Source organism: Nakamurella sp., assembly GCF_048594475.1.
GTDB lineage: Bacteria > Actinomycetota > Actinomycetes > Mycobacteriales > Nakamurellaceae > Nakamurella.
The window spans coordinates 1-20,402 of the sequence record NZ_JBMDXT010000211.1; the positions used below are offsets into that span (position 1 = coordinate 1).

General features: G+C 74.1%; 18 protein-coding genes. 15 read left to right on the forward strand and 3 right to left on the reverse strand.

The genetic code is table 11. The features are described 5' to 3' along the window. On the forward strand, window positions 1-933 hold a 933-nt coding region (locus ACOJUF_RS09805; RefSeq protein WP_420121671.1), incomplete at its 5' end, for a class I mannose-6-phosphate isomerase. 51 nt (window positions 934-984) lie between these two features. After that, window positions 985-2,049, forward strand: coding sequence for a DUF4432 family protein (locus ACOJUF_RS09810; protein WP_420121672.1), 1,065 nt, complete (start codon window positions 985-987; stop codon window positions 2,047-2,049). On the opposite strand, the gene ACOJUF_RS09815 is transcribed toward ACOJUF_RS09810, so the two are convergent. Further along, entirely contained in the window at window positions 2,012-3,010 is a 999-nt protein-coding gene (locus tag ACOJUF_RS09815; protein ID WP_420121688.1) for a LacI family DNA-binding transcriptional regulator, read from the reverse strand. The genes ACOJUF_RS09810 and ACOJUF_RS09815 overlap by 38 nt on opposite strands. A 68-nt stretch (window positions 3,011-3,078) precedes the next feature. Continuing rightward, complete coding sequence (locus tag ACOJUF_RS09820) at window positions 3,079-3,807, reverse strand: SDR family oxidoreductase (protein ID WP_420121673.1); 729 nt, start codon at window positions 3,805-3,807, stop codon at window positions 3,079-3,081. Window positions 3,808-4,158: 351 nt separating this feature from the next. On the opposite strand from ACOJUF_RS09820, the gene ACOJUF_RS09825 reads away from it, so the two are divergent. The 3 genes from ACOJUF_RS09825 to ACOJUF_RS09835 all read left to right on the forward strand — a co-directional run bounded on the left by ACOJUF_RS09825 (window position 4,159) and on the right by ACOJUF_RS09835 (window position 7,337). After that, window positions 4,159-5,625, forward strand: a complete 1,467-nt coding sequence (locus ACOJUF_RS09825) for a mannitol dehydrogenase family protein (protein WP_420121674.1) — start codon at window positions 4,159-4,161, stop codon at window positions 5,623-5,625. A gap of 76 nt (window positions 5,626-5,701) precedes the next feature. Further along, on the forward strand, window positions 5,702-6,703 hold the full coding sequence (locus ACOJUF_RS09830; protein ID WP_420121675.1) for a LacI family DNA-binding transcriptional regulator: 1,002 nt from the start codon (window positions 5,702-5,704) through the stop codon (window positions 6,701-6,703). 43 nt (window positions 6,704-6,746) lie between these two features. Further along, on the forward strand, window positions 6,747-7,337 hold the full coding sequence (locus ACOJUF_RS09835) for a pyridoxamine 5'-phosphate oxidase family protein (RefSeq protein ID WP_420121676.1): 591 nt from the start codon (window positions 6,747-6,749) through the stop codon (window positions 7,335-7,337). Between the two features lie 69 nt (window positions 7,338-7,406). On the opposite strand, the gene ACOJUF_RS09840 is transcribed toward ACOJUF_RS09835, so the two are convergent. Then, window positions 7,407-8,543, reverse strand: coding sequence for a trans-sulfuration enzyme family protein (locus ACOJUF_RS09840; RefSeq protein ID WP_420121677.1), 1,137 nt, complete (start codon window positions 8,541-8,543; stop codon window positions 7,407-7,409). A 157-nt stretch (window positions 8,544-8,700) separates the two neighbouring features. Here ACOJUF_RS09840 and ACOJUF_RS09845 point away from each other — a divergent pair, with 157 nt between their 5' ends. From ACOJUF_RS09845 to ACOJUF_RS09890, 10 genes are all read left to right on the forward strand, one after another. Continuing rightward, window positions 8,701-9,357, forward strand: a complete 657-nt coding sequence (locus ACOJUF_RS09845; RefSeq protein WP_420121678.1) for an alpha-ketoglutarate-dependent dioxygenase AlkB — start codon at window positions 8,701-8,703, stop codon at window positions 9,355-9,357. Window positions 9,358-9,653: 296 nt separating this feature from the next. Next, on the forward strand, window positions 9,654-11,531 hold the full coding sequence (locus ACOJUF_RS09850; protein ID WP_420121679.1) for a substrate-binding and vWA domain-containing protein: 1,878 nt from the start codon (window positions 9,654-9,656) through the stop codon (window positions 11,529-11,531). 111 nt (window positions 11,532-11,642) lie between these two features. Next, window positions 11,643-12,329, forward strand: coding sequence for a hypothetical protein (locus ACOJUF_RS09855; RefSeq protein ID WP_420121680.1), 687 nt, complete (start codon window positions 11,643-11,645; stop codon window positions 12,327-12,329). Between the two features lie 334 nt (window positions 12,330-12,663). After that, complete coding sequence (locus ACOJUF_RS09860) at window positions 12,664-15,534, forward strand: Na+/H+ antiporter subunit A (RefSeq protein ID WP_420121681.1); 2,871 nt, start codon at window positions 12,664-12,666, stop codon at window positions 15,532-15,534. Continuing rightward, window positions 15,531-15,905, forward strand: coding sequence for a sodium:proton antiporter (locus tag ACOJUF_RS09865; protein WP_420121682.1), 375 nt, complete (start codon window positions 15,531-15,533; stop codon window positions 15,903-15,905). The genes ACOJUF_RS09860 and ACOJUF_RS09865 overlap by 4 nt, the downstream gene beginning before the upstream one ends. Continuing rightward, window positions 15,905-17,581, forward strand: coding sequence for a Na+/H+ antiporter subunit D (locus ACOJUF_RS09870; RefSeq protein ID WP_420121683.1), 1,677 nt, complete (start codon window positions 15,905-15,907; stop codon window positions 17,579-17,581). The genes ACOJUF_RS09865 and ACOJUF_RS09870 overlap by 1 nt, the downstream gene beginning before the upstream one ends. Beyond that, complete coding sequence (locus ACOJUF_RS09875) at window positions 17,578-18,192, forward strand: Na+/H+ antiporter subunit E (protein ID WP_420121684.1); 615 nt, start codon at window positions 17,578-17,580, stop codon at window positions 18,190-18,192. Before ACOJUF_RS09870 ends, ACOJUF_RS09875 begins: the two co-directional genes overlap by 4 nt. Then, the gene (locus ACOJUF_RS09880) at window positions 18,189-18,449 is read left to right on the forward strand and encodes a monovalent cation/H+ antiporter complex subunit F (RefSeq protein WP_420121685.1); all 261 of its coding nucleotides are present in this window, start codon (window positions 18,189-18,191) and stop codon (window positions 18,447-18,449) included. Before ACOJUF_RS09875 ends, ACOJUF_RS09880 begins: the two co-directional genes overlap by 4 nt. A gap of 7 nt (window positions 18,450-18,456) precedes the next feature. Beyond that, entirely contained in the window at window positions 18,457-18,921 is a 465-nt protein-coding gene (gene mnhG, locus ACOJUF_RS09885) for a monovalent cation/H(+) antiporter subunit G (protein ID WP_420121686.1), read from the forward strand. Between the two features lie 11 nt (window positions 18,922-18,932). Next, a partial coding sequence (locus ACOJUF_RS09890) for a DUF885 domain-containing protein (RefSeq protein WP_420121687.1) occupies window positions 18,933-20,402 on the forward strand: 1,470 nt, incomplete at its 3' end.

The window sequence follows — 20,402 nt, forward strand, 5'->3', positions numbered from 1 at the left end:
CGCCGGATCTCGGACTTCCGTCGCGATCCGGCGGCCCCGCCGAACACGCCGGAGGACTGGGTCGGCTCCACCACCTGCGTGCGGGGGCACGACCCGGTCGGCCGCACCGTCCTGCCGGACGGCACCGACCTGGCCGCGGCCATCGCCGCCGACCCGCGGTACTGGTTGGGCCAGGCCCACCTGAACCGGTACGGCGTGGACACCAAACTGCTGGTCAAGCTGCTCGACGCGGGCCAGCGGCTGCCCGTGCACGCCCACCCGGACGGCGCGTTCGCGCGGGCCGAGCTGGGCGCCGCGCACGGCAAGGCGGAGGCCTGGTCGATCATGACCGGGGGTGAGGTCCACCTGGGCCTGCGGCGCGACGTCGCGCTCGCGGAGCTGCGGGACCTGGTCGACCGGCAGGACACCGAGACCCTGCTCGATCTGCTGCACCGCGTCCCGGTGGCCCCGGGCGACCGGGTGTACGTACCGCCCGGGGTGCTGCACGCGATCGGGGCCGGGGTCCTGCTCACCGAGGTCCAGGAGCCCGAGGACCTGTCGATCCTGCTCGAGTGGCGGGACTTCGACCTGGACGGAACCGTCGACGGCCACCTGGGTCTCGGCTTCGACAAGGCCCTGCTGGCGGTCGAGCGCACGGGCCGGGGGGCCGCGGAGATCGATGCGCTGATCGTGCGGGCGGACGCCGCGACGGCCGGCCTTCCGGCCGCCGCCGACGAGTACTTCCGGCTGGAGCGCGTCGACGTGGCCGGCCCGACGGAGCTCGGATCGGGGTTCGCCGTGCTGGTCGTGCTCGACGGGCTCCTGCACGTACCCGGACCCGGGGGCCCGCTCGCGCTGCCGGCCGGCCGAACGGCCCTGCTCCCGGCCGGCTGCACCGAGCGGACCGTGGACGGGGCCGGCCGGCTGCTGCTGGCCCGCCCGCCCGCGGCCTGACGGGCGGCGACGATGACCCAGGGGCCTGGACAGCCGCCGATCCTGGTGCCGGTGCCCGCCCTGCCGGCGGACGCCCCCGACCCGCGGACCGGGCCAGGGGTGCCCGACCGCCCCGGCGGGGCGGCGGACCTGTACGCGCGCGGGCTGCTGGCCCGCACCGACGCCATCGCCGGCGTCACCGAGCACGACGGTCCGGACGGGCGGACGATCCGGGTCCGGGTGGCCGGCGGGCTGGATCTGGACGTGCTGCCCGACCGGGGGTTCGACATCGGCCGGGCCGCCGCCGGCGGGTGGCCGCTGTCCTGGGTCTCGCCGGTGGCCGACCCCCGGCCGCTCGACGTCCCCGCGGGGGACGCCTGGCTCGCCCGGTTCGTCGGGGGGCTGCTGGTGACGTGCGGTCCGGAGAACATCGGACCGGCCACCGGCCGGGCCGGCCTGCACGGCAGCCACCATCACCGGCCCGGTCGCCTGCTGGAACGCTGCGCCGGCGTGCGGGACGGCGTCCCGTTCGCCCGGCTGGCCGGGACGGTCGAGTACGCAAGTGTCTTCGGGCCGAGCGCGCGGCTGGAACGGGTCGTCGAGTCGAGCGTGCAGCCCGGCGGCGCCGCCGTCCTGCGGGTGGTCGACGACCTGCACAACGACGGCCCGGGGGCCTTCCCGGCCGCGCTGCTCTACCACCTGAACCTGGGGGCGCCGATCCTGCTCCCCGGAACGACGGTGCGCTGGCCCGGCACCCGCCGGGTCGAGCGCGAGCCGTGCCCGGCGGTGCCCGATCCCTCGATCATGCCCGAGCCGACGGAGGAGATCACCGAGTCCGTCGTCGCCCACCACGAGCCGCGGGTCGACGCGGACGGGTTCGTCCGGGTCGTGGTCACCGCTCCGCGGGGTCCGGCGGTCGAACTGGCCTGGTCGGCGGACACCCTGCCGCACGCCTACCAGTGGACGCTGCCGACCCGTCGCCGCTGGGCGCTGGGCATCGAGCCGGCCAGCGCACCGCTGTTCGGCCCGGCCCGGTCGGGGCCCGGCGCCGGCGCGCCGCTGGTGCCGCCCGGCGGGGTGCGGCGGCACGAGCTGCGCATCACCGTCGATCCGGCGGACCGTCCGGGGTGGTGGTGACCCGGCAGGACTCCCGCTCCACCAGCTCGACCGGCACGACCGTGCGCCGCGGCCAGCGGCCTCGGGGCTGGTGCAGGCGGTCCGAGATGCGTTGCGCGGCAAGTTCACCCATGCGGTGCGGGTGTTGGTCGATGACCGTCAGTGACGGTTGCAGCAGGTCGGCCAGCGGGAAGTCGCCGAAGGTGGTGACCGCCATCGACCGCGAGCGCAACGCCGGGACCAGCCCGACGGCGGCCCGCGCGTTGGTGCAGAACAGGGCGGTGGGCCGGTCGTCGAGCCGGTCCAGGGCGGCCACGGCGGCGGCCGCCCCGGCCCGGTCCGTCGCCCCGAGCACGATCAGCCGCTCGTCGAGCGTGAGCCCGGCGTCGCCGACCGCCGACCGGTACCCGGCGAGCCGGTCCAGCGTCGTCGGCAGGGTCAGGGTGTCGCCCAGGAAGGCGATCCGGGTGTGGCCGTGGTCGGCCAGGTGGGTGGTGGCCAGATGGGCCCCGCGGCGGTCGTCGGCGACGAAGAGGTCGGCGGTCAGGCCCACCGGCGGCCGGTCGGCGAACACCACCGGAATCCGGTCGACCCAGGCCCGGAGGTAGCCGTGGTCGTCGCCGACCGGGGCGATGATGAGCCCGGTCAGCGCCTGCCGGAGCATCGCCTGCACCACCTCGGGCTCCCGCTCGGCGCTGCCCAGGCTGGCGATGATGACCGACATGCCCCGCCGCGCGGCGTGCAGTTCGGCGGCGCGGGCCAGCTGGGCGAAGAACGGGTCCACGATGTCCGGAACGGCCACCCCGATCACCGGGGCGCGCCCGTTGCGCAGGGTGGTCGGGATCGCGTTGGGCACGTAGTTCAGCTCGTCCAGCGCCGCCGAGACCCGTTGCCGGGTGGCCTCACTGACGTGGGGATCCTGGTTGAACACCCGGGAGACGGTCTTGGCGCTGACCCCCGCCCGGGCGGCCACGTCCCGCATGGTCGCCACGACCGCGCCTCCTTCTGCTCCGGCCGGGCCGTCCTCCGGCCGGGCGATCGTCCGATCGGTCAGCGGCAGGTGAAGCCGCCGTCGATGGGCAGGCTGACCCCGGAGATCATCGAGGCGCCGTCGCCGAGCAGGAACACGATCGGGGCGGCGATCTCGTCCTCGGTGGCCCACCGGTGCAGCGGCATGGCGTCCAGGAACGGGCCACCGACGTCCTCCCGGCCCCAGTACCAGGCCGACATCGGGGTCATCACCACGGTCGGGTTCACGCTGTTGACCCGAATGCCGTACCGGCCCAGTTCGAGGGCGGAGACCCGGGTGATGTTGTCCAGCGCCGCCTTCGACGACCCGTACGAGATGTGCCCGGTCAGCGCGACCAGGCTCGCCTGGCTGGAGACGTTGACGATCGAGCCGCCGCGCCCGAGCCGGATCATCGACCGCGACGTGTACTTGGTGACCAGCAGGGCCCCCCGCGCGTTGGTGCTGATCACCTTGTCGAACACCGAGATGTCCGTGTCCATCGGGGTGGCGATCTCGCCACCGAAGCCGGCGCAGTTGACCACCCCGTACAGGTCGAGGCCGTCCAGCGCGTCCCGCACGCTGTCCTCCTCACCGAGGTCGAAAACCAATGGCCGGGATCCTGTCTCGGCGATGATCGGGTCCAGGCCCGCGGCCGTCCGGCCGGCCGCGATCACCTGCGCGCCGGCCGCCGTGAGCTGGCGGACGACCGCGCCCCCGATGCCACCGGCGGCGCCGGTGACCAGGATCGTGCGTCCGTCGAAGTCGGTCATGAGTACTCCAGGGTGTCGGAACAGGTTGGTGAACAGGAGAGTTCGGGATGCAGGTGGGGCCGCAACGGCCGGTCCGGCCCGCGCTCGATCGGGTCAGCCTAGCGGCCCGCAGCCTCCATGTCACGCGTGTCTTGATGGCGGCCCGGGGCCCAACGGTGGGGCGGGACATGATGGCCGCCGGACTCTTGACACGCGTGACACGGCTCTCCTATCGTGGCCGCAGATCGAGCGGATCAGCCCTGGCCGCCCGGTGTTCCGCGTCGCCGCGCCGCCGGCGCCGCGACCGCTGCTCGCCCACCCCGCGTCCGCGCCCACCCGGCCCGGCCCGCGGCCCTCGCCCCCGGAGTCCCGATGCCTTCGCTCAGCGCCGACGCCCTGGCCGCCCTCGACCCGCGGGTGGCCGTTCCCGCCTACGACCGGGCCGACGTCACCGTCGGGATCGTGCACATCGGGGTCGGGGCGTTCCACCGGGCGCACCAGGCCGTGTACGTCGACGACGTGCTGGCCGCCGGCGACCGGGCCTGGGGCATCTGCGGGGTCGGCGTGCTGCCGCAGGACAGCGGGATCCGGGACGCGCTGGCCGCCCAGGACGGCCTGTACACGCTGCTGACGGTGGACGGGGCCGGGGCCACCGCCGCCCGGGTGGTCGGTTCGCACGTCGCCCACCTGCACGCCCCGGACGATCCGCAGGCGGTGATCGACCGGATGGCCGACCCGGCCACCCGGATCGTCACGCTCACCATCACCGAGGGCGGCTACGGGATCGACGACGCCACCGGGCAGTTCGAGCCGAGCGACCCGCTGACCCTGGCCGACCTGGCCGGGCAGACGCCGCCGCGCAGCGGGTTCGGGTTGATCGTCGCGGCGCTGGCCGCGCGGCGGGCCGCCGGCACGGCCCCGTTCACCGTCCTGTCCTGCGACAACATCCAGCACAACGGCGCCGTCACCCGGGCCGCGCTCACGGGGTTCGCCCGCGCCGGTGATCCGGAGCTGGCCGACTGGATCGGTGCGCAGGTCGCGTTCCCCAACTCGATGGTCGACCGGATCACCCCGGTCACCACCGACGCCGTGCGGGCGGCGGTGACCGGCTACGGCGTCACCGACGCCGCTCCGGTGCGGTCCGAGGCCTTCCGCCAGTGGGTGATCGAGGACCGGTTCAGCGCCGGACGTCCCGCCCTGGAGCAGGTGGGCGTGCAGATCGTGCCGGACGTCCCCCCCTACGAGAAGATGAAACTGCGCCTGCTCAACGCCTCCCACCAGGTGATGAGCTACCTCGGCGCGCTGGCCGGCTTCAGCTACGTGCACGAATTCTGCCGCGACCCCGAGTTCGCCGAGTTCCTGCTCGGCTACCTGCACGCCGAGGCCATCCCGACGCTGGACCCGGTGCCGGGCATCGACCTGACCGCGTACTGCCGGTCGCTGATCGAGCGGTTCGGCAGCGAGGCCATCCTGGACACGCTCGCCCGGCAGACCGTCGACGCATCGGTCCGCATCCCCACGTTCGTGCTGCCCGTGCTGCGCGACCGGCTCGCCGCGGGCGGCGACATCCGCCGGGCCACCCTGGCCGTGGCCGCCTGGAGCCGCTACCTGGAGGGCGCGACCGACGCCGGCGCCCCGCTCGAGATCTCCCCGGACCGGCGCCGGGCCGGCCTGCAGGCCGCGGTGGAGGCCGAGCGACGGACGCCGGGCGCCTTCCTGGACCCGCCCGTGGTGTTCGGCGAGCTGGCCGGTGACGCCCGGTTCCGGGCCGCGTTCGTGGCCGCCCGGGCGGAGCTGGCCGAGCGCGGGGCCCGCGCCGCCGCGGTGGCGCTGGGCTGATCCCGGCAACTCCGGGCTGCGGCAATACCATCGGGTCACCAGGTCCGACGGACCGAGCCATCGCCCCGGAGGGTCTGTGCAGCGCAAGCCCACGATGAACGACGTGGCCCGGCAGGCCGGGGTCGCGCTCAAGACCGTGTCCCGGTACGTCAACGGCGACCCCACCATCGGGCCCGACTTCGCCGAACGGATCCGGCAGGCGATCGACGATCTGGGATACCGGCGCAACATGGCCGCGGCCCGGATCCGGCCCGGTCAGAGCGCCAAGATGATCGGGCTGATCATCAGCGACCTGTCGAACCCGTACTTCGCCGCGCTGGCCCGGGCGATCGAACTGGGGGCCGCGGAGTCGGGCTACATGCTCACCATCGCCAGCTCGGAGGAGAACGGGCCGCGCCACGACCGCTTGGTCGACCGGCTGCTGGAGCAGCAGGTCGACGCGATCATCGACGTGCCGCCCCGCGCCCCCGGGCGGCCGTGGCGGCAGATCCCGCCGCCGCTGCCGCCGCTGGTGTTCGTCGACCGGCCGGCCGACTTCGCCGCCGACACGGTGCTGGCCGACAACGCCGGCGGCGCCCTCGCGGCGACCCGGGCCCTGCTGGACGGCGGCGCCCGGTCGATCGCGTTCGTCGGGGACTCGGTGGAGATCTTCACGATGGGGGAGCGGCTCGCGGGCTACCGGCAGGCCCTCGCGGAGCGGGGGGTGCCCCTGGACGACGACCTGGTCGTGGACACCGCGCACACCACCGACGAGGCGATGCGGGTCGTGCTGGAGCTGCTCGGCCGCGGCCGGGCCGACGCCGTGTTCGCGGCCAACAACCGATCGGCCTTCGGCGCCCTGCGCGCGTTCCGGCTGGGCGAGACGTTCCTGCCGCTGATCGGGTTCGACGAGTTCGAGGCGGCCGCGCTGGTCAACCCGCCGATCTCGGTGGTGACCCAGGACATCGCGGCCATGGGCCGGGCCGCCGCCGGCCTGGCCCTCGCCCGGCTGGCCGGGGACGACGCACCCTTCCGCACGGTCGTGCTGCCGACGAGCCTGATGCTGCGCGGGTCCGAGCGGCTGCTGCCGATCGCCTGACCCGGTCCGGCCGGGGGCCGCCGCCGGGTGGCACGATCGGGCCATGGGTCAGGTGTTCGCCGCGATCGACGGCAAGCTGCAGGACTGGATCGACCGCCAGCACATGTTCTTCGTGGCAACCGCCCCGTCCGGGTCGGACGGCCTGGTGAACCTCTCGCCCAAGGGCATGGGCGGGACCTTCGCCGTGCTCGACCCGACCCATGTCGGCTACCTGGACTACACCGGCTCCGGCGCCGAGACCATCGCGCACCTGCGGGACAACGGCCGGATCGTGGTCATGTTCTGCGCCTTCGACGGGCCCCCGCGGATCGTCCGGCTGCACGGCCACGGCCGGGTCGTCCGGCCCGGGGCCGCCGAGTTCGACCCCCTGCGGGCCCGGTTCGGCAAGCCGGCGACGGCCGGGCAGCGCGCGATCGTGGTGATCGAGCTGACCCGGATCTCCGACAGCTGCGGCTTCTCCATCCCGTTGATGGACTTCCGCGCCGACCGCGACGTGCTGGACCGCGTGCACCGGCGCAACGAGGGCGAGCACGGAGAGCAGTACTTCCACGACTACTGGGCCCGCAAGAACGCGGTCAGCGTGGACGGGCTGCCGGCGCTGGAACCGGACCCGGGACCGGCCGCGACCGGCTGACCGGAGCGGGTCCGGCCCGCCGGCCGCGCCCGGCCCCGGGTCCGCGGCTCGCGCCCGCCGGTCGGCCGATCAGCCGGCCGGCTCGGCCCGGGCGACCGCCAGAGCACGGTCCAGATCGGTCCAGAGGTCCTCGACGTGCTCGATGCCCACGCTCATCCGGATCAGCCCGGGCGGGATGTGCCCCTGGCCGGCCAGCTTGGCCCGCCGTTCGAGGGTGGTCTCCACGCCGCCCAGCGACGTCGCCGCCACCGCCACCCGCACCGCCGCGCACACCGCGTCGGCCGGTCCGGCCCCACCGGCGACCTCGAACGAGAGCATCGATCCGAATCCCGTCATCTGGGCCGCCGCCCGCCGGTGGCCGGGATCCTCGGGCAGGCCGGGGTAACGGACGCGGGTGACCGCGGGGTGGCCGGCCAGCCGGGTGGCGAGCACCCCGGCCGAGGCCTGGGCCCGTTCCAGCCGCACCGGCATGGTGCGCAGGCCGCGCAACGCCAGGTAGGACTCGAGCGCCCCCGGCGTCCCGCCGGCCAGCTGCCGGCGGCGCCGGATCGGCGCGGCGCGCCCGGCATCCCGGGCGACCACGACGCCGCTGAGCAGATCGGAATGACCGCCGATGAACTTGGTCGCGCTGTGCAGGACGTAGTCGGCGCCCAGGTCCAGCGGCCGCTGCAGCAACGCGGTGGCGAAGGTGTTGTCCACGACCACCACCGCGCCCCGGTCGCGGCCGAACGCGCACAGCCGCGGCAGGTCGGCGATGTCGATCAGCGGGTTGGTCGGCGACTCCAGCCAGAGCAGGTCGGCGGCCCACGCCGCCTGCTCGGTGGCCGCGGTGTCGGTGATGTCGACCGCGGTGACCTTCCACCGGCCGTGCGCGGCCCCGTCGTCCAGCAGGGTCCGCACCCCGGCGTAGCAATCGGCCGGCACGACGACCGACGCCCCGGTCGGCAGGGTCTCCAGGATCGCGGCCGCGGCGGCCATGCCCGAGGCGAACGCGACCGCGACCCCGCCCTCGAGCGCGCCCACCGCCGTCTCCAGGGCCTGCCAGGTGTCGGTGCCGCCGTCGCGGGCGTACTCGACCGGCCCGTCGGCGCGGAAGTTCGAGGCCAGCACGATGGGTGTGCTCAGCGGGTGCCCCGGGGACGGGCTCGGACGGCCCGCGGTGATCGCCACGGTCTCGATGCGCAGGTCGGGGTCGTCGTCGGTCATGGCTCCAGTCAAGCCCGTCCCCGGATCCGTCCGGCGGGCGGGCTCCACGGCCGGGTTCACCGCTGCGGGTCGACCGGGAGTTCGGTCCGGTCGAACGGAGCGGGGCGGGCGTGAGGGGCTCTGCACACACGTTCGAACACGGTGTACGGTGCAGCCCATGAGCGTGCTGCACCAGCCCTCGATGTTCGACACCCCGGCCGACGGCGACGGCCCCGCGGCTCCGGCCCTCGGATCGCTCGAGGACATGACGCGCACCGAGCTGTCCGCCGGGGCCTGGGTCGACCACCGGCCGGGTTGGCTGGCCGGCTCCGAGCCGGTGCTGGACGCCCTGCTGCGCGACGTGCCCTGGCGCGCCGAGGAACGTCAGATGTACGACCGGCAGGTGGCCGTGCCGCGCCTGCTGTGCTGGTACTCGGGCGCGCCGGGGGAGCCGGAGCCGTTCCCGCACCCGGTGCTGGCCGCCGCCCGGGCCGCGTTGAACCGCCACTACCGGCCGGCACCGGCGGACCGCTTCGTCACCGCCGGGTTGTGCCTGTACCGCGACGGTGCCGACAGCGTGGCCTGGCACGGCGACCGCATCGGCCGCGGCGCGACCCACGACACGATGGTCGCGATCCTGTCGGTGGGCAGCGGCCGCACCCTGGCCCTGCGCCCGCACGGCGGGGGCGCGGGCCCGCGGTTCCACCTGGGGCACGGCGACCTGGTGGTGATGGGCGGCAGCTGCCAGCGGACCTGGGAGCACGCGGTGCCCAAGACCGCGCGGCCCGTCGGCCCCCGGGTCAGCATCCAGTTCCGGCCCGTCGGCGTCGCCTGATCGCGGCCTGATCGCGGCCTGATCGCCGCCCGATCGGGTCCGATCGTCGCCGGTGGCACGCTGGAGGCAGATCCCGACACCGAGGAGGGCGCGATGAAGACCGTCATGGGCTGGATCGACACGATCGTGGCCAAGCTGGCCCGGCGCAAGGTCGACCGGGACGAGGGCCGGCGCTGACCGTCCGGATCCACGAAAGGTAACCCGATCGGCCCACCCGACCCGGCACAATGGGGCACCGGCCGGCACTGCCGCAGCCGGTACCGACGCCCCGGGGCCGGGGCAGGGGAGGGTCATCGGTGAACTATCCGGGTCCGGCCGGGCCGGCAGCGTCCCGCCGGCGCGGCAACCTCGTGCCGATCATCGCGGCGGTGATCGCCGGCGTGCTGCTGATCGTGGGCATCCGCTGGTTCACCACGCGCAGCGACGACCAGGGCGCCGGCACCGACGCCGGCCCGACCACGGCCGCCACCGCGGCGCCGCCGCCCCGGGCGGGCTGCACCAGGGTCACCGTCGCGGCCTCCAGCGAGAAGGCCGCGCTGCTGCAGGACCTGGCGCAGACCTACAACGCGGCCGGCCGCACCGTCGACGGAGCGTGCTTCGACGTGGCGGTCGCATCGGTGGCCTCGGGCACCGCCGAGGCCCGGCTGGCCCAGGGCTGGGACGAGTCCCTCGACGGCCCCGCCCCGGACGCGTGGACCCCGGCCGCCTCGACCTGGGTCAGCCTGCTGGCCAGCGACCTGACCGCCAAGGACCGGCCGACCATCCTGCCCGCCGACGCGCTGACCGCGCCCCGGTCCATCGTCTCCACCCCGCTCGTCCTGGCCAGGCCCGAGCCGATGGCGCGGGCGCTGGGCTGGCCGGACACGCCGATCGGCTGGTCCGACGTCCTCGCCCTGGCCAAGGACCCCCAGGGCTGGGCGGCCAAGGGGCACCCCGAGTGGGGGCGCTTCACCCTGGGCAAGACCAACCCGACCGTGTCCACCTCGGGACTCGCCGCCACCGTCGGCACCCTGGTCGCGGCCACCGGCACCTCGTCGGACCTCACCCCGGCCGCGCTGCAACGGCCCGAGGTGCAGCAGTACCTCAAGGACGTGGAGACCGCCGTCATCCATTACGGCGACACCACCCTGACCTACCTGACCAACCTGCAGCACGCCGACGACGCCGGCGCCGCCCTCGGGTACGTGTCGGCGGTCGCGGTGGAGGAGAAGAGCGTCCTGGACTACAACGCGGGCAACCCGAGCGGGAACCCGGCAACCCTGGGCGACCACGCGCCGCCGACCGTGCCGCTGGTCGCGGTGTACCCCAAGGAGGGCACGCTCTACAGCGACAGCCCGTTCGTCATCCTGGACGCCTCCTGGTCCACCGCGGCCAAGCGGGCCGGTGCGCAGGACTTCCTGGACTTCCTGCTGCTGCCCGAGCAGCAGAAGGCGTTCACCGACGCCGGCTTCCGCACCGCCGACCACCGGCCCGGCGAGCCCATCACCAGCAGCCCGGCGCTCATCGCCGACGGGGTGACGGTGGCCCTCAACCCACCAGGGCCGACCGTGCTGGCCGACGTGCGGTCGCTCTGGACGCAGGTCCGCAAGCCCGCCCGGGTGCTGGTGGTGATGGACGTCTCCGGGTCGATGGCCAGCGAGTCCGGGTACGGCAGCGACTCCAAGCTGGACCTGGCCAAGAAGGCCGCCACCTCGGCCCTGGGCCAGCTCACCGACACCGACCAGATGGGCCTGTGGGCCTTCACCACCGACCTGCCCACCCCGGACACGATCACCACCGAGCTGGTCGACGTCGGCCCGCTGGCGCAGACCCGGCAGCCGATCGTCGATGGCATCGCCGGGCTGACCCCGCTCAACGGCACCCCGCTGTACGCGGCGACCCGCAACGCCGCGGACGCGATGAACGCGCAGCGGGACCCCGGCTCCATCAACGCAGTGGTGGTGCTGACCGACGGGCGCAACGAGTACACCGACAACGATCTCGACGGCCTGCTGCGCGAGCTGGGGGCCAGCGCCCAGGAGAACGGCGTGCGGGTCTTCACCATCGCCTACGGCCCCGACGCCGATCTGGCCACCCTGCAGCAGATCTCCGAGGCCTCGCGGGCGGCCGCCTACGACGCGCGGAACCCGACCAGCATCGACAAGGTGTTCTCCGACGTGCTCTCCAACTTCTGACGGCGACCTTCCGATGACGACCACCTCCTGACGACGACCTCCTGACGACCAACTTTCTGACGACGACCTTCTGACGACGACCTTCTGACGACCGGAGCGGGTGAGGAACGCATGGCCGGCTTCGGTGCCCGCGCGCTGCGGGCCCTGCGCGACCCCGGGAGCCGGGTCGTCGCCGGCATCGGCGCGGGCTCGGCCTGGGCCGTCGGGCTGCCGGTCGGGGCGGCCGGGCTGGTCGGGGTCGGCATGCTGGGCGTCGCCGCGGCGGTCGGCGGGGCCGTGCGCCGGGACGGCACCGACCCCGAACCGGCGCCGCTGCGCCCCGGCACCGTGCAGGCCGACATGCTGCAGACCCTGCAGGGCTACCGGGCCGACCTGAGCCGGCTGACCGCCGCACCGCAGGCGCCGGCCGTCGGAGCGACCGCCCGCGAGGCCGCCGACGCGGCCGCCGAGGCCGAACGCGTCGCCCGGTCGGTGGCCCTGGCCGTCGACGCGGTGGACGACGCCCTCGTCCGGGCCCGCGGCGTGGCGCAGCAACTGCCCGGATCGGCCGACGTGCAGGCCACCGTGCAGCGGATCGGGGAACGCCGCGGGCAGTTGCTGACCAAGCTGCACGACGCGGTCGGCGAGGTCGGCGAGCTGTACGCCCGGCTGCTCGAGCTGTCCACCACCGCCGGCCTGCTCGGCGTGGACACCGATGCCGGGAGCCGGGCCGCCGACGTCAACGACTCCCTGGACGCGATCCGGGTGGTCTTCGCCGAGTTGGAGACGGACGCGTCGCGCACCCGCGCGATGCTGTAGCGCCCCGCCCCGCCCCGCCGCATCGCACCCCGCCCCGCCCCGCCGCATCGCACCCCGCCCCGCCGTGCCCGGCCTCCGGCCAGGTGGACGCCGGCGCGGATGAATCCGTCGACTTCCGCCCCATGGGTCACATATGGGACGACTTCGTCCGCGCCGGCGCTGTTGATCCGCGCGGGCCGGGTCCGGCGGCGGCGGAGTGGGTGCGCGCGGCACCGGAGGAGTCACCGGAACTCGGTAGGGTGGATACCTCAGCCCACCGACCACCCGGGAGACACGTGCGCCCGTTCGACCCGCCATGCCCTCGTGGCGAGCCGACGCCCTCCGGGGCGGCCCGATGACGAGCCCCAGCGGTCTGTTCGCGCTCGCCCCCTGGCAGCTGCTGCTCTACCTGGTCATCGCCGTGCTCGCGCCCGTGCTGTGCCACCGGCTGGGCCGGGGCGCCCTGATCGTGCTGGCCGTGCTGCCCGCCGCCACCACTGTCTGGGCCGCGGCGATGCTGCCGTCGGTGCTGAACGGCGGGGCGCTGACCTCCAGCACGGTGTGGGTGCCCGACCTCGAGCTGGCGATCGACCTGCGGATGGACGCGCTGGCCATGGCGCTGACGCTGATCATCGCGTTCATCGGCATGCTGGTGCTGCTCTACTCGGCCCGCTACTTCCCGCCCGACGACGACGGTCTGAGCAAGTACAGCGGCTCCCTGGTCGCGTTCGCGGGCGCCATGCTGGGGCTGGTCTGGGCCGACAACCTGATCCTGCTGGTGATCTTCTGGGAGCTCACCGGCATCCTGTCCTACCTGCTCATCGCGCATCGGGCTGGCAAGAAGTCGTCCCGGATGGCCGCCTCCCAGGCGCTGATGGTGACCACCGGCGGCGGCCTGGTCATGCTGGTCGGCGCGGTCATGCTGGGCACCCTGGCCGGCACGTTCACCATCTCGCAGATCCTGGCCGACCCGCCGCAGGGGTCGCTGATCACCACGTCCGTGGTGCTGCTGATCGTCGGCGGGATCAGCAAGTCGGCCATCGTGCCGTTCCAGTTCTGGCTGCCCGGGGCGATGGCCGCGCCCACTCCGGCCAGCGCGTACCTGCACGCGGCGACGATGGTCAAGGCCGGCATCTACCTGTTCCTGCGGCTCGGTCCGGCGTTCGCCGTGCTGGGCATCTGGCAGCCGCTGCTGATCGTGCTCGGCGGCGCCACGATGCTTTTCGGCGCGGTGATCGCGCTGCGGCAACGGGACCTCAAGCTGCTGCTGGCCTACGGCACCGTCTCCCAGCTGGGCCTGATGACCCTGCTGATCGGCTCGGGCAACCCGGACGCGCTGCTGGGCGGCCTGGCCATGCTGATCGCCCACGCCACCTTCAAGGCGCCGCTGTTCTTCAGCGTCGGCATCATCGACACCTCCACCGGGACGCGGGACCTGACCCGGCTGTCCGGACTGGGCCGGTCGATGCCGCTGCTGGCCGGGCTGGCCACGCTGGCCGCGATCAGCATGGCCGGCATCCCGCCGATGCTCGGCTTCGCCGCCAAGGAGGCCGGCTACGCGGGCCTGCTCGACGGCGGCCCCTGGGGGCTCGTCGCCCTGGTGGCGATGGCCGTCGGGTCGGCGTTCACCGTCGCCTACAGCGCCCGGTTCATCTGGGGGGCGTTCGCCGCCAAGCCGGGGGTGGCGGCCACGGAACCGGCGCCGGCCAGCCCCTTCATGCTCGGCCCGACGGCGGTCATGGTGGCCATCGGCCTGGTGCTGGGCCTGGCCCCGGGCCTGCTCGAACCGCTGGTGCAGTCGTATGCGCAGACCGCCGGGCCGACGCACGAGGACGCGCTGGCCCTGTGGCACGGCTGGTCGCTGCCGCTGGCCCTGTCGGCCGCCGGCTGGCTGGTCGGCGCGGGCCTGTTCGCCGGGCAACGGGCCTGGGAACGCCGGCGCGAGCGGATCGCCCGGCCCGGGGTCGAGCCCGGCGTCGCCTACCGGGTGGCCATCAAGGGCGTCGACAGCATCGCCGACGGCGTCACCACCGCGACCCAGCGCGGGTCGCTGCCGGTCTCCCTGGGCGCCATCCTGATGGTGCTGGTGCTGTTCCCGGGCACGATGCTGCTGACCTCGGGGGTCGGGCCGGCCGACGTCGAGGTGCTGGGCCAGCCGGGCACCCTGGTGATCTGCGTGGTCATCCTGGCGGTGGCCGCGGCGACCCTGCGGGCCCGCAAGGCGCTGCCGGCGGTGCTGATGGTCGGTGGCGTCGGTTACGCGGTGGCCGTGCTGTTCATCCTGCGCGGCGCCCCGGATTTGGCCCTGACCCAGATCCTGGTCGAGACGATCACCCTCGTCGCCGCGCTGCTCGTGCTCACCCGGCTGCCGGACGACGTGCTCTTCGCCAAGCACCGGGGCAACGGCTTCCGGGCCGTCATCGCGGTCGCCGCCGGGGCGTTGATGACGATGCTGGCCCTGATCATCCCCGGGACCCGGGTGGCCGAACCGGTCTCGGCCGGGTTGGCCGGACCGGCGGTGGAGTTCGGCGGCGGCTACAACATCGTCAACGTGATCCTGGTCGACGTCCGGGCCTGGGACACCTACGGCGAGCTGACCGTGCTGATCGCCGCGGCGACCGGCGTCGCGTCGATGATCTTCCTGGTCCGCCGGACCGGCCGGGCCCCGCGCCGGCCGGCCCCCGAGGTGCGGGCCGGCCGGCCACACGAGCCGTCGCCGTGGCTGGCCACCAACTGGATGCCCCGGCGCTCCCTGCTGCTCGAGGTCGTCACCCGGATGATCTTCCACGTCATCGTGGTCTTCTCGGTGTACGTGCTGTTCGTCGGGCACGACGAGCCGGGCGGCGGGTTCGCCGCCGGGCTCATCGTCGGGCTGGCGCTGGCCCTGCGGTACATCGCCGGCGGGGCCTACGAGCTCGGTGAGGCCGCGCCGTGGGACCCGGGGATCCTGATGGGCATCGGCCTGTTCATCGCCTCCGCGACCGCCGTCTACGGCGTGGTGGCCGGGGGTGCGGCGCTGGAGTCGACCATCCTCAAGGCGACCGTTCCGGTGCTCGGCGACCTGAAGTTCGTCACCTCGTCGATCTTCGACATCGGGGTGTACTTCATCGTCATCGGTCTGGTGCTGGACGTGTTGCGGGCGATGGGCGCCGAACTCGACCGCCAGGGGCTGCTCGAGCGCGGCGAGGCGCCGGTCGGCGCCCGGGACCGGGAGGGGGCCCGGTGACGACCAATCTCGCGCTGGCGCTGACCATCGGCGGCCTGTTCGCCGCCGGCGTCTACCTGATGCTGTCCCGCAACCTGATCCGGGTCATCCTGGGCTTCCTGCTCGCCGGGCACGCGGTCAACCTGCTCCTGCTCACCAGCGGCAAGGGCGGGGTGCCGCCGATCGTGGGCGAGGCGCAGAACGGTGAGCAGGTGGCCGACCCGCTGCCGCAGGCCCTGATCCTGACCGCCATCGTCATCAGCCTGGCCGTCTCGACGTTCCTGTTCGCGATGGCCTACCGCAACTACCGCAACACCAGGGACCCGGAGATCGAGGACGAGCTGGAACCGGACGAATTCGCCGACGCCGAGGCCGGGGCGGGTGAGGAGTGATGAACTGGACCTGGCTGCTGCCGATGTCGATCATCCTGCCCATCTCCGGCGCCGCGCTCACGCTGGTCGCCAGCCGCCGCCCCCGGGTGCAGCGCACCATCTCGGTCACCGTGGTGTCGATCCAGCTGCTGGTCGAGCTGGTGATGATCACCCAGGTCACCCAGAACGGGCCGATGGTGATGCACATCGGCGGCTGGACGGCCCCACTGGGCATCACGCTGGTCGCCGACGAGCTGGCCGCGTTCATGCTCGTGGTGTCCACCGTGGTGTCGCTGGCCGTGCTCGTCTACGGCATCTCGCAGGGCATGGCCGACCGGGAGGTCGGCCCCGAGGTGCCGATCTCGATCTTCCACCCGACGTTCCTGATCCTGATCACGGGCGTGTCCAACGCCTTCGTCGCCGGCGACCTGTTCAACCTGTTCGTCAGTTTCGAGATCCTGCTGACCGCCAGCTTCGTGCTGCTCACCACCGGCGGGACGCGGGAACGGTTGCGTGCCGGCGCCCCGTACATCGTGGTCTCGCTGCTGTCCTCGCTGATCTTCCTGTCCGGGATCGCCATGGTCTACGCGGCCACCGGCACGGTGAACCTGGCCGACCTGTCGACCAAGATCCCGGCGTTGCCGGCCGGGATCGTGGCGACCCTGCAGGCGCTGCTGCTCGTGGCGTTCGGGATCAAGGCCGCCGTCTTCCCGATGTCGGCCTGGCTGCCCGACTCCTATCCCAGCGCGCCGGCGCCGGTCACCGCCGTGTTCGCCGGCCTGCTCACCAAGGTCGGCATCTACGCGATCATCCGGGTGCAGACGCTGCTGTTCCCGACCGGCTCGTTCGCCACCCTGCTGATGATCGCCGCGCTGGCCACCATGATCGTCGGGATCCTGGGCGCCATCTCGCAGTCCGGCATCAAACGGATGCTCTCGTTCACCCTGGTCTCGCACATCGGCTACATGCTCTTCGGCGTGGCCCTGGGCTCGGAGACCGGGCTGTCCGCGGCCATCTACTACGTGGCGCACCACATCCTCGTGCAGACCGCGCTGTTCCTGGCCGTCGGGCTGGTGGAGCGGGTCGCCGGCACCACGGTGCTGGCCCGGCTGGGCGGGCTGGCCGGCGCGGCGCCGATGCTGGCGGTGCTGTTCTTCATCCCGGCCATGAACCTGGCCGGCGTGCCGCCGCTGTCGGGCTTCCTGGGCAAGGTGGGGCTGTTCGAGGCCGGCGTGCAGGACGGCCGGGTGCTCGCCTACGTCCTGGTCGCCGGCGGCGCCCTGACCAGCCTGCTCACCCTCTACGCGATCATCCGCGTCTGGGGCCGGGCGTTCTGGCGACCGGTCCCGGAGGCCGTGCCCATCGGCGGTGACCCGGTGGAGACCGAGTCCGGTCGCTCGCTGCTGCCCCGGCGCCGGGTGCACCGGGAGGCGCAGCGCCGGCTGGCCGCGCAGGAGACCGCCCGGCTGCCGGTCGGCATGGTCGGCGCGACCACCGCGATCGTGGCCGTCGGCCTGCTGCTGACGGTGGCCGCCGGCCCGATCTACGACGTCGCGGCCAGGGCCGGGGCCAGCCTGAGCGACCGCAGCGTGTACGTGAACGCCGTGCTCGGCGCCGGCGTGCCCGCCCCGCCGGGGGCCGTCTCGACCCCGACGCCGACGCCCGCCCCGTCACCCGGGACGGGGGCCGGCGGATGAGCCCGGGCAAGCTGCGCCGGCGGGCGGTGGAGATCCGGGGCGCCCGGATCCCGGGCAGCGGCGGGTGGGCGCCCTACCTGATGACCCTGGTGGCGCTCGTCCTGGTCTGGATGGCGCTGTGGGGGTCGGCGTCGCCGACGGTCATCCTGCTCGGCGTACTGGTCAGCGCGCTGATCCTGCTGCTGTTCCCGCTGCCGACCATGCACTTCCGGTTCGGCGTGCACCCCGGGCGGACGGCCGTGCTGATCGGCCGGTTCCTCTGGGACGTCGTGGTGGCCAGCGTGCACGTCGGGTGGCTGGCCGTCCGGCCCCGCCCGCCGCAGCCGCGGATCACCCAGGTGCGGCTGGCGTCGGACTCGGACTTCCTCGAGGCGCTCACCGCACTGGCGGTCTCGCTGGTGCCCGGCAGCCTGATCGTGGACGCCGATTCCGGCACCCGGACCCTGACCATCCACGTGCTGGACGCGGACAAGCAGTCCGACGACCAGTTCCGGGCCCAGGTGCTGGCCCAGGAGGATCGCATCCGGCGCGCCCTGGGCGACGAGGACCGCACGCCGACCCGTCAGGTCGAGCGGGCCGACCGCCCGTCCGGTCGGGGGGCGCGCCGATGACGATCACCGTGCTCGTCGCCGGGACCATGTTCGGCATCGGGGCCGTGCTCGCCGCGATCCGCCTGGTCAAGGGCCCCACCCAGATCGACCGGGCGGTCGCGCTCGACGTGCTGCTGGCCATCGTGGTCGGCGTCATCGTGCTGCTGGCCGCCGTGTCCGACAGCTCGATCACGCTGGTCATCGCGGTCGTCGTGTCGCTGCTCGGCTTCCTCGGCTCGGCCAGCCTGGCCCGGCTGCTTCCCCGGGATCGGCGGTGACCGGGCGATGAACGGACTTGCCGCCCCGACGACCGTGCTCGAGTGGATCGCCTCGGTGGCGATCGTGCTGGGCGCGCTGATGTCGCTGCTGGCCGGGATCGCGGTGCTCCGCTTCCCCGACACGATGAGCCGCATCCACGCGGCCACCAAGCCCCAGGTCCTGGGCATCATGCTGCTGATGCTCGGGGTCGGACTGGTGCTGCAGTCGCTCGCCGTGGTCGGCGTGCTGGTGCTGATCGTGATCCTGCAGTTCGTCACCGCGCCGGTCTCCGCCCACCTGACGGTGCGGTCGGTCTACCGCAGCACCGTCGAGGGGGGCGCCCCCGGCGGGCCGGCCACCGGGGCCACCGGGATCCCGGATCGCGCGGCGGCGTCCGGGCCCGCCGCCCCGGGCCCGGACGCGGATCCCGATGACCGGCGAGCCGGGTCGGAGCCGGAAAACAACGCCGGGAAAGCGGGACCGCCGGGGTAGCGTCCGAGCTTGTGTCCGACTCCGTGAGCAGCCAGCCCGTTCCCGATTCCGGCCCCGACCAGGCGCATCGTCACCCCGGTGGCGACCGTGCCCACGACCCCGCGGGCGGCCCCGCGCCCGCGCCGCGGACGGCGATCGACGAGCTGTCCGACGCCTACGTCCGGGAGTACGCCGTCCGGCGGCCGGTCATGGCGACCTACATCGGCCTGCCGGTGGCGCAGGACCGGCTGGACGACTACTCCCCGGACGGCCGGGCGGCGCTGGACGACCTGGTCACCGGGACCGCCCGACGGCTCGCCGAGCTGCCGTCGACCGGGCCCGCGGACGACATCTCGCGCGCGGTGCTCGCCGAACGCCTCGCCGCCGACGCCGACCGTTACCGCTCCGGCTGGACCCACGCCGACCTGAACGTGCTCGCCTCGCCGGTGCAGGAGGTGCGCGAGGTGTTCGACCTGATGCCGGCGGGCACCGTCGACGAGGTCGACACGATCGCCCGCCGGCTGGCCGCCGTCCCGGCCGCCCTGCAGGGCTACCGCCGGGGCCTGCTCGCCGCCGCCGCCGACGGCCGGGTCGCCGCCGTCCGGCAGGTCGACCGGTGCGCGGAGCAGTGCCTGGCCTACGCGGGTGGGGTGGGCGACGACGGCTTCTTCACCGGCTTCGTCGACGGCGTCGCCCGCCGTGTGCCCGACCTGCCGGACGCGCTGACCGCCGACCTGACCACCGCGGCGACGGCGGCCGACGCCGCGTACGGCGAGCTGGCCGACTTCCTCCGGTCCGACCTGCGGCCGCGGGCCCCGGAGCAGGACGCCGTCGGCCGCGAGCGCTACGAGCTGGCCTCCCGCGACTTCCTCGGGGCGGTGATCGACCTGGAGGAGACGTACCGGTGGGGGTGGGCGGAGTTCCTGGCCGTCGAGACCGAGCTGCGCGCGGTCGCCGACCGGATCGCGCCGGGCGAGGGGCCGGCCGGCGCGGCCGCCGTGCTGGACCGGAACCCGGCCTACCAGCTCGCCGGGGTCGACGCGTTGCAGGCCTGGATGCAGGGTCTGTCCGACCGGGCGGTCGCCGAACTCGGCCGCACGCACTTCGACATCCCGGAGCCGATCCGCCGGCTGGAGTGCCTCATCGCCCCGCCCGGCGGCATGGTCGGCGCCTACTACACCGGCCCCAGCGACGACCTGAGCCGGCCGGGGCGGATGTGGTGGGGGCTGGAACCGGGCCGCGAGGTGTTCACCACATGGCGCGAGACCAGCACCGTCTACCACGAGGGCGTGCCCGGGCATCATCTGCAGATCGCCACCTCGGTGTACCGGCGGGACACGCTCAACGACTTCCGGCGGCTGATGGCCGACTACTCCGCGCACGCCGAGGGGTGGGCGCTCTACGCCGAGCGGCTCGTGCGGGAGCTGGGATATCTGGCCGACGACGGGCAGCTGCTCGGCCTGCTGGACTCCCAACTGTTCCGCAGCGCCCGGGTCGTGCTG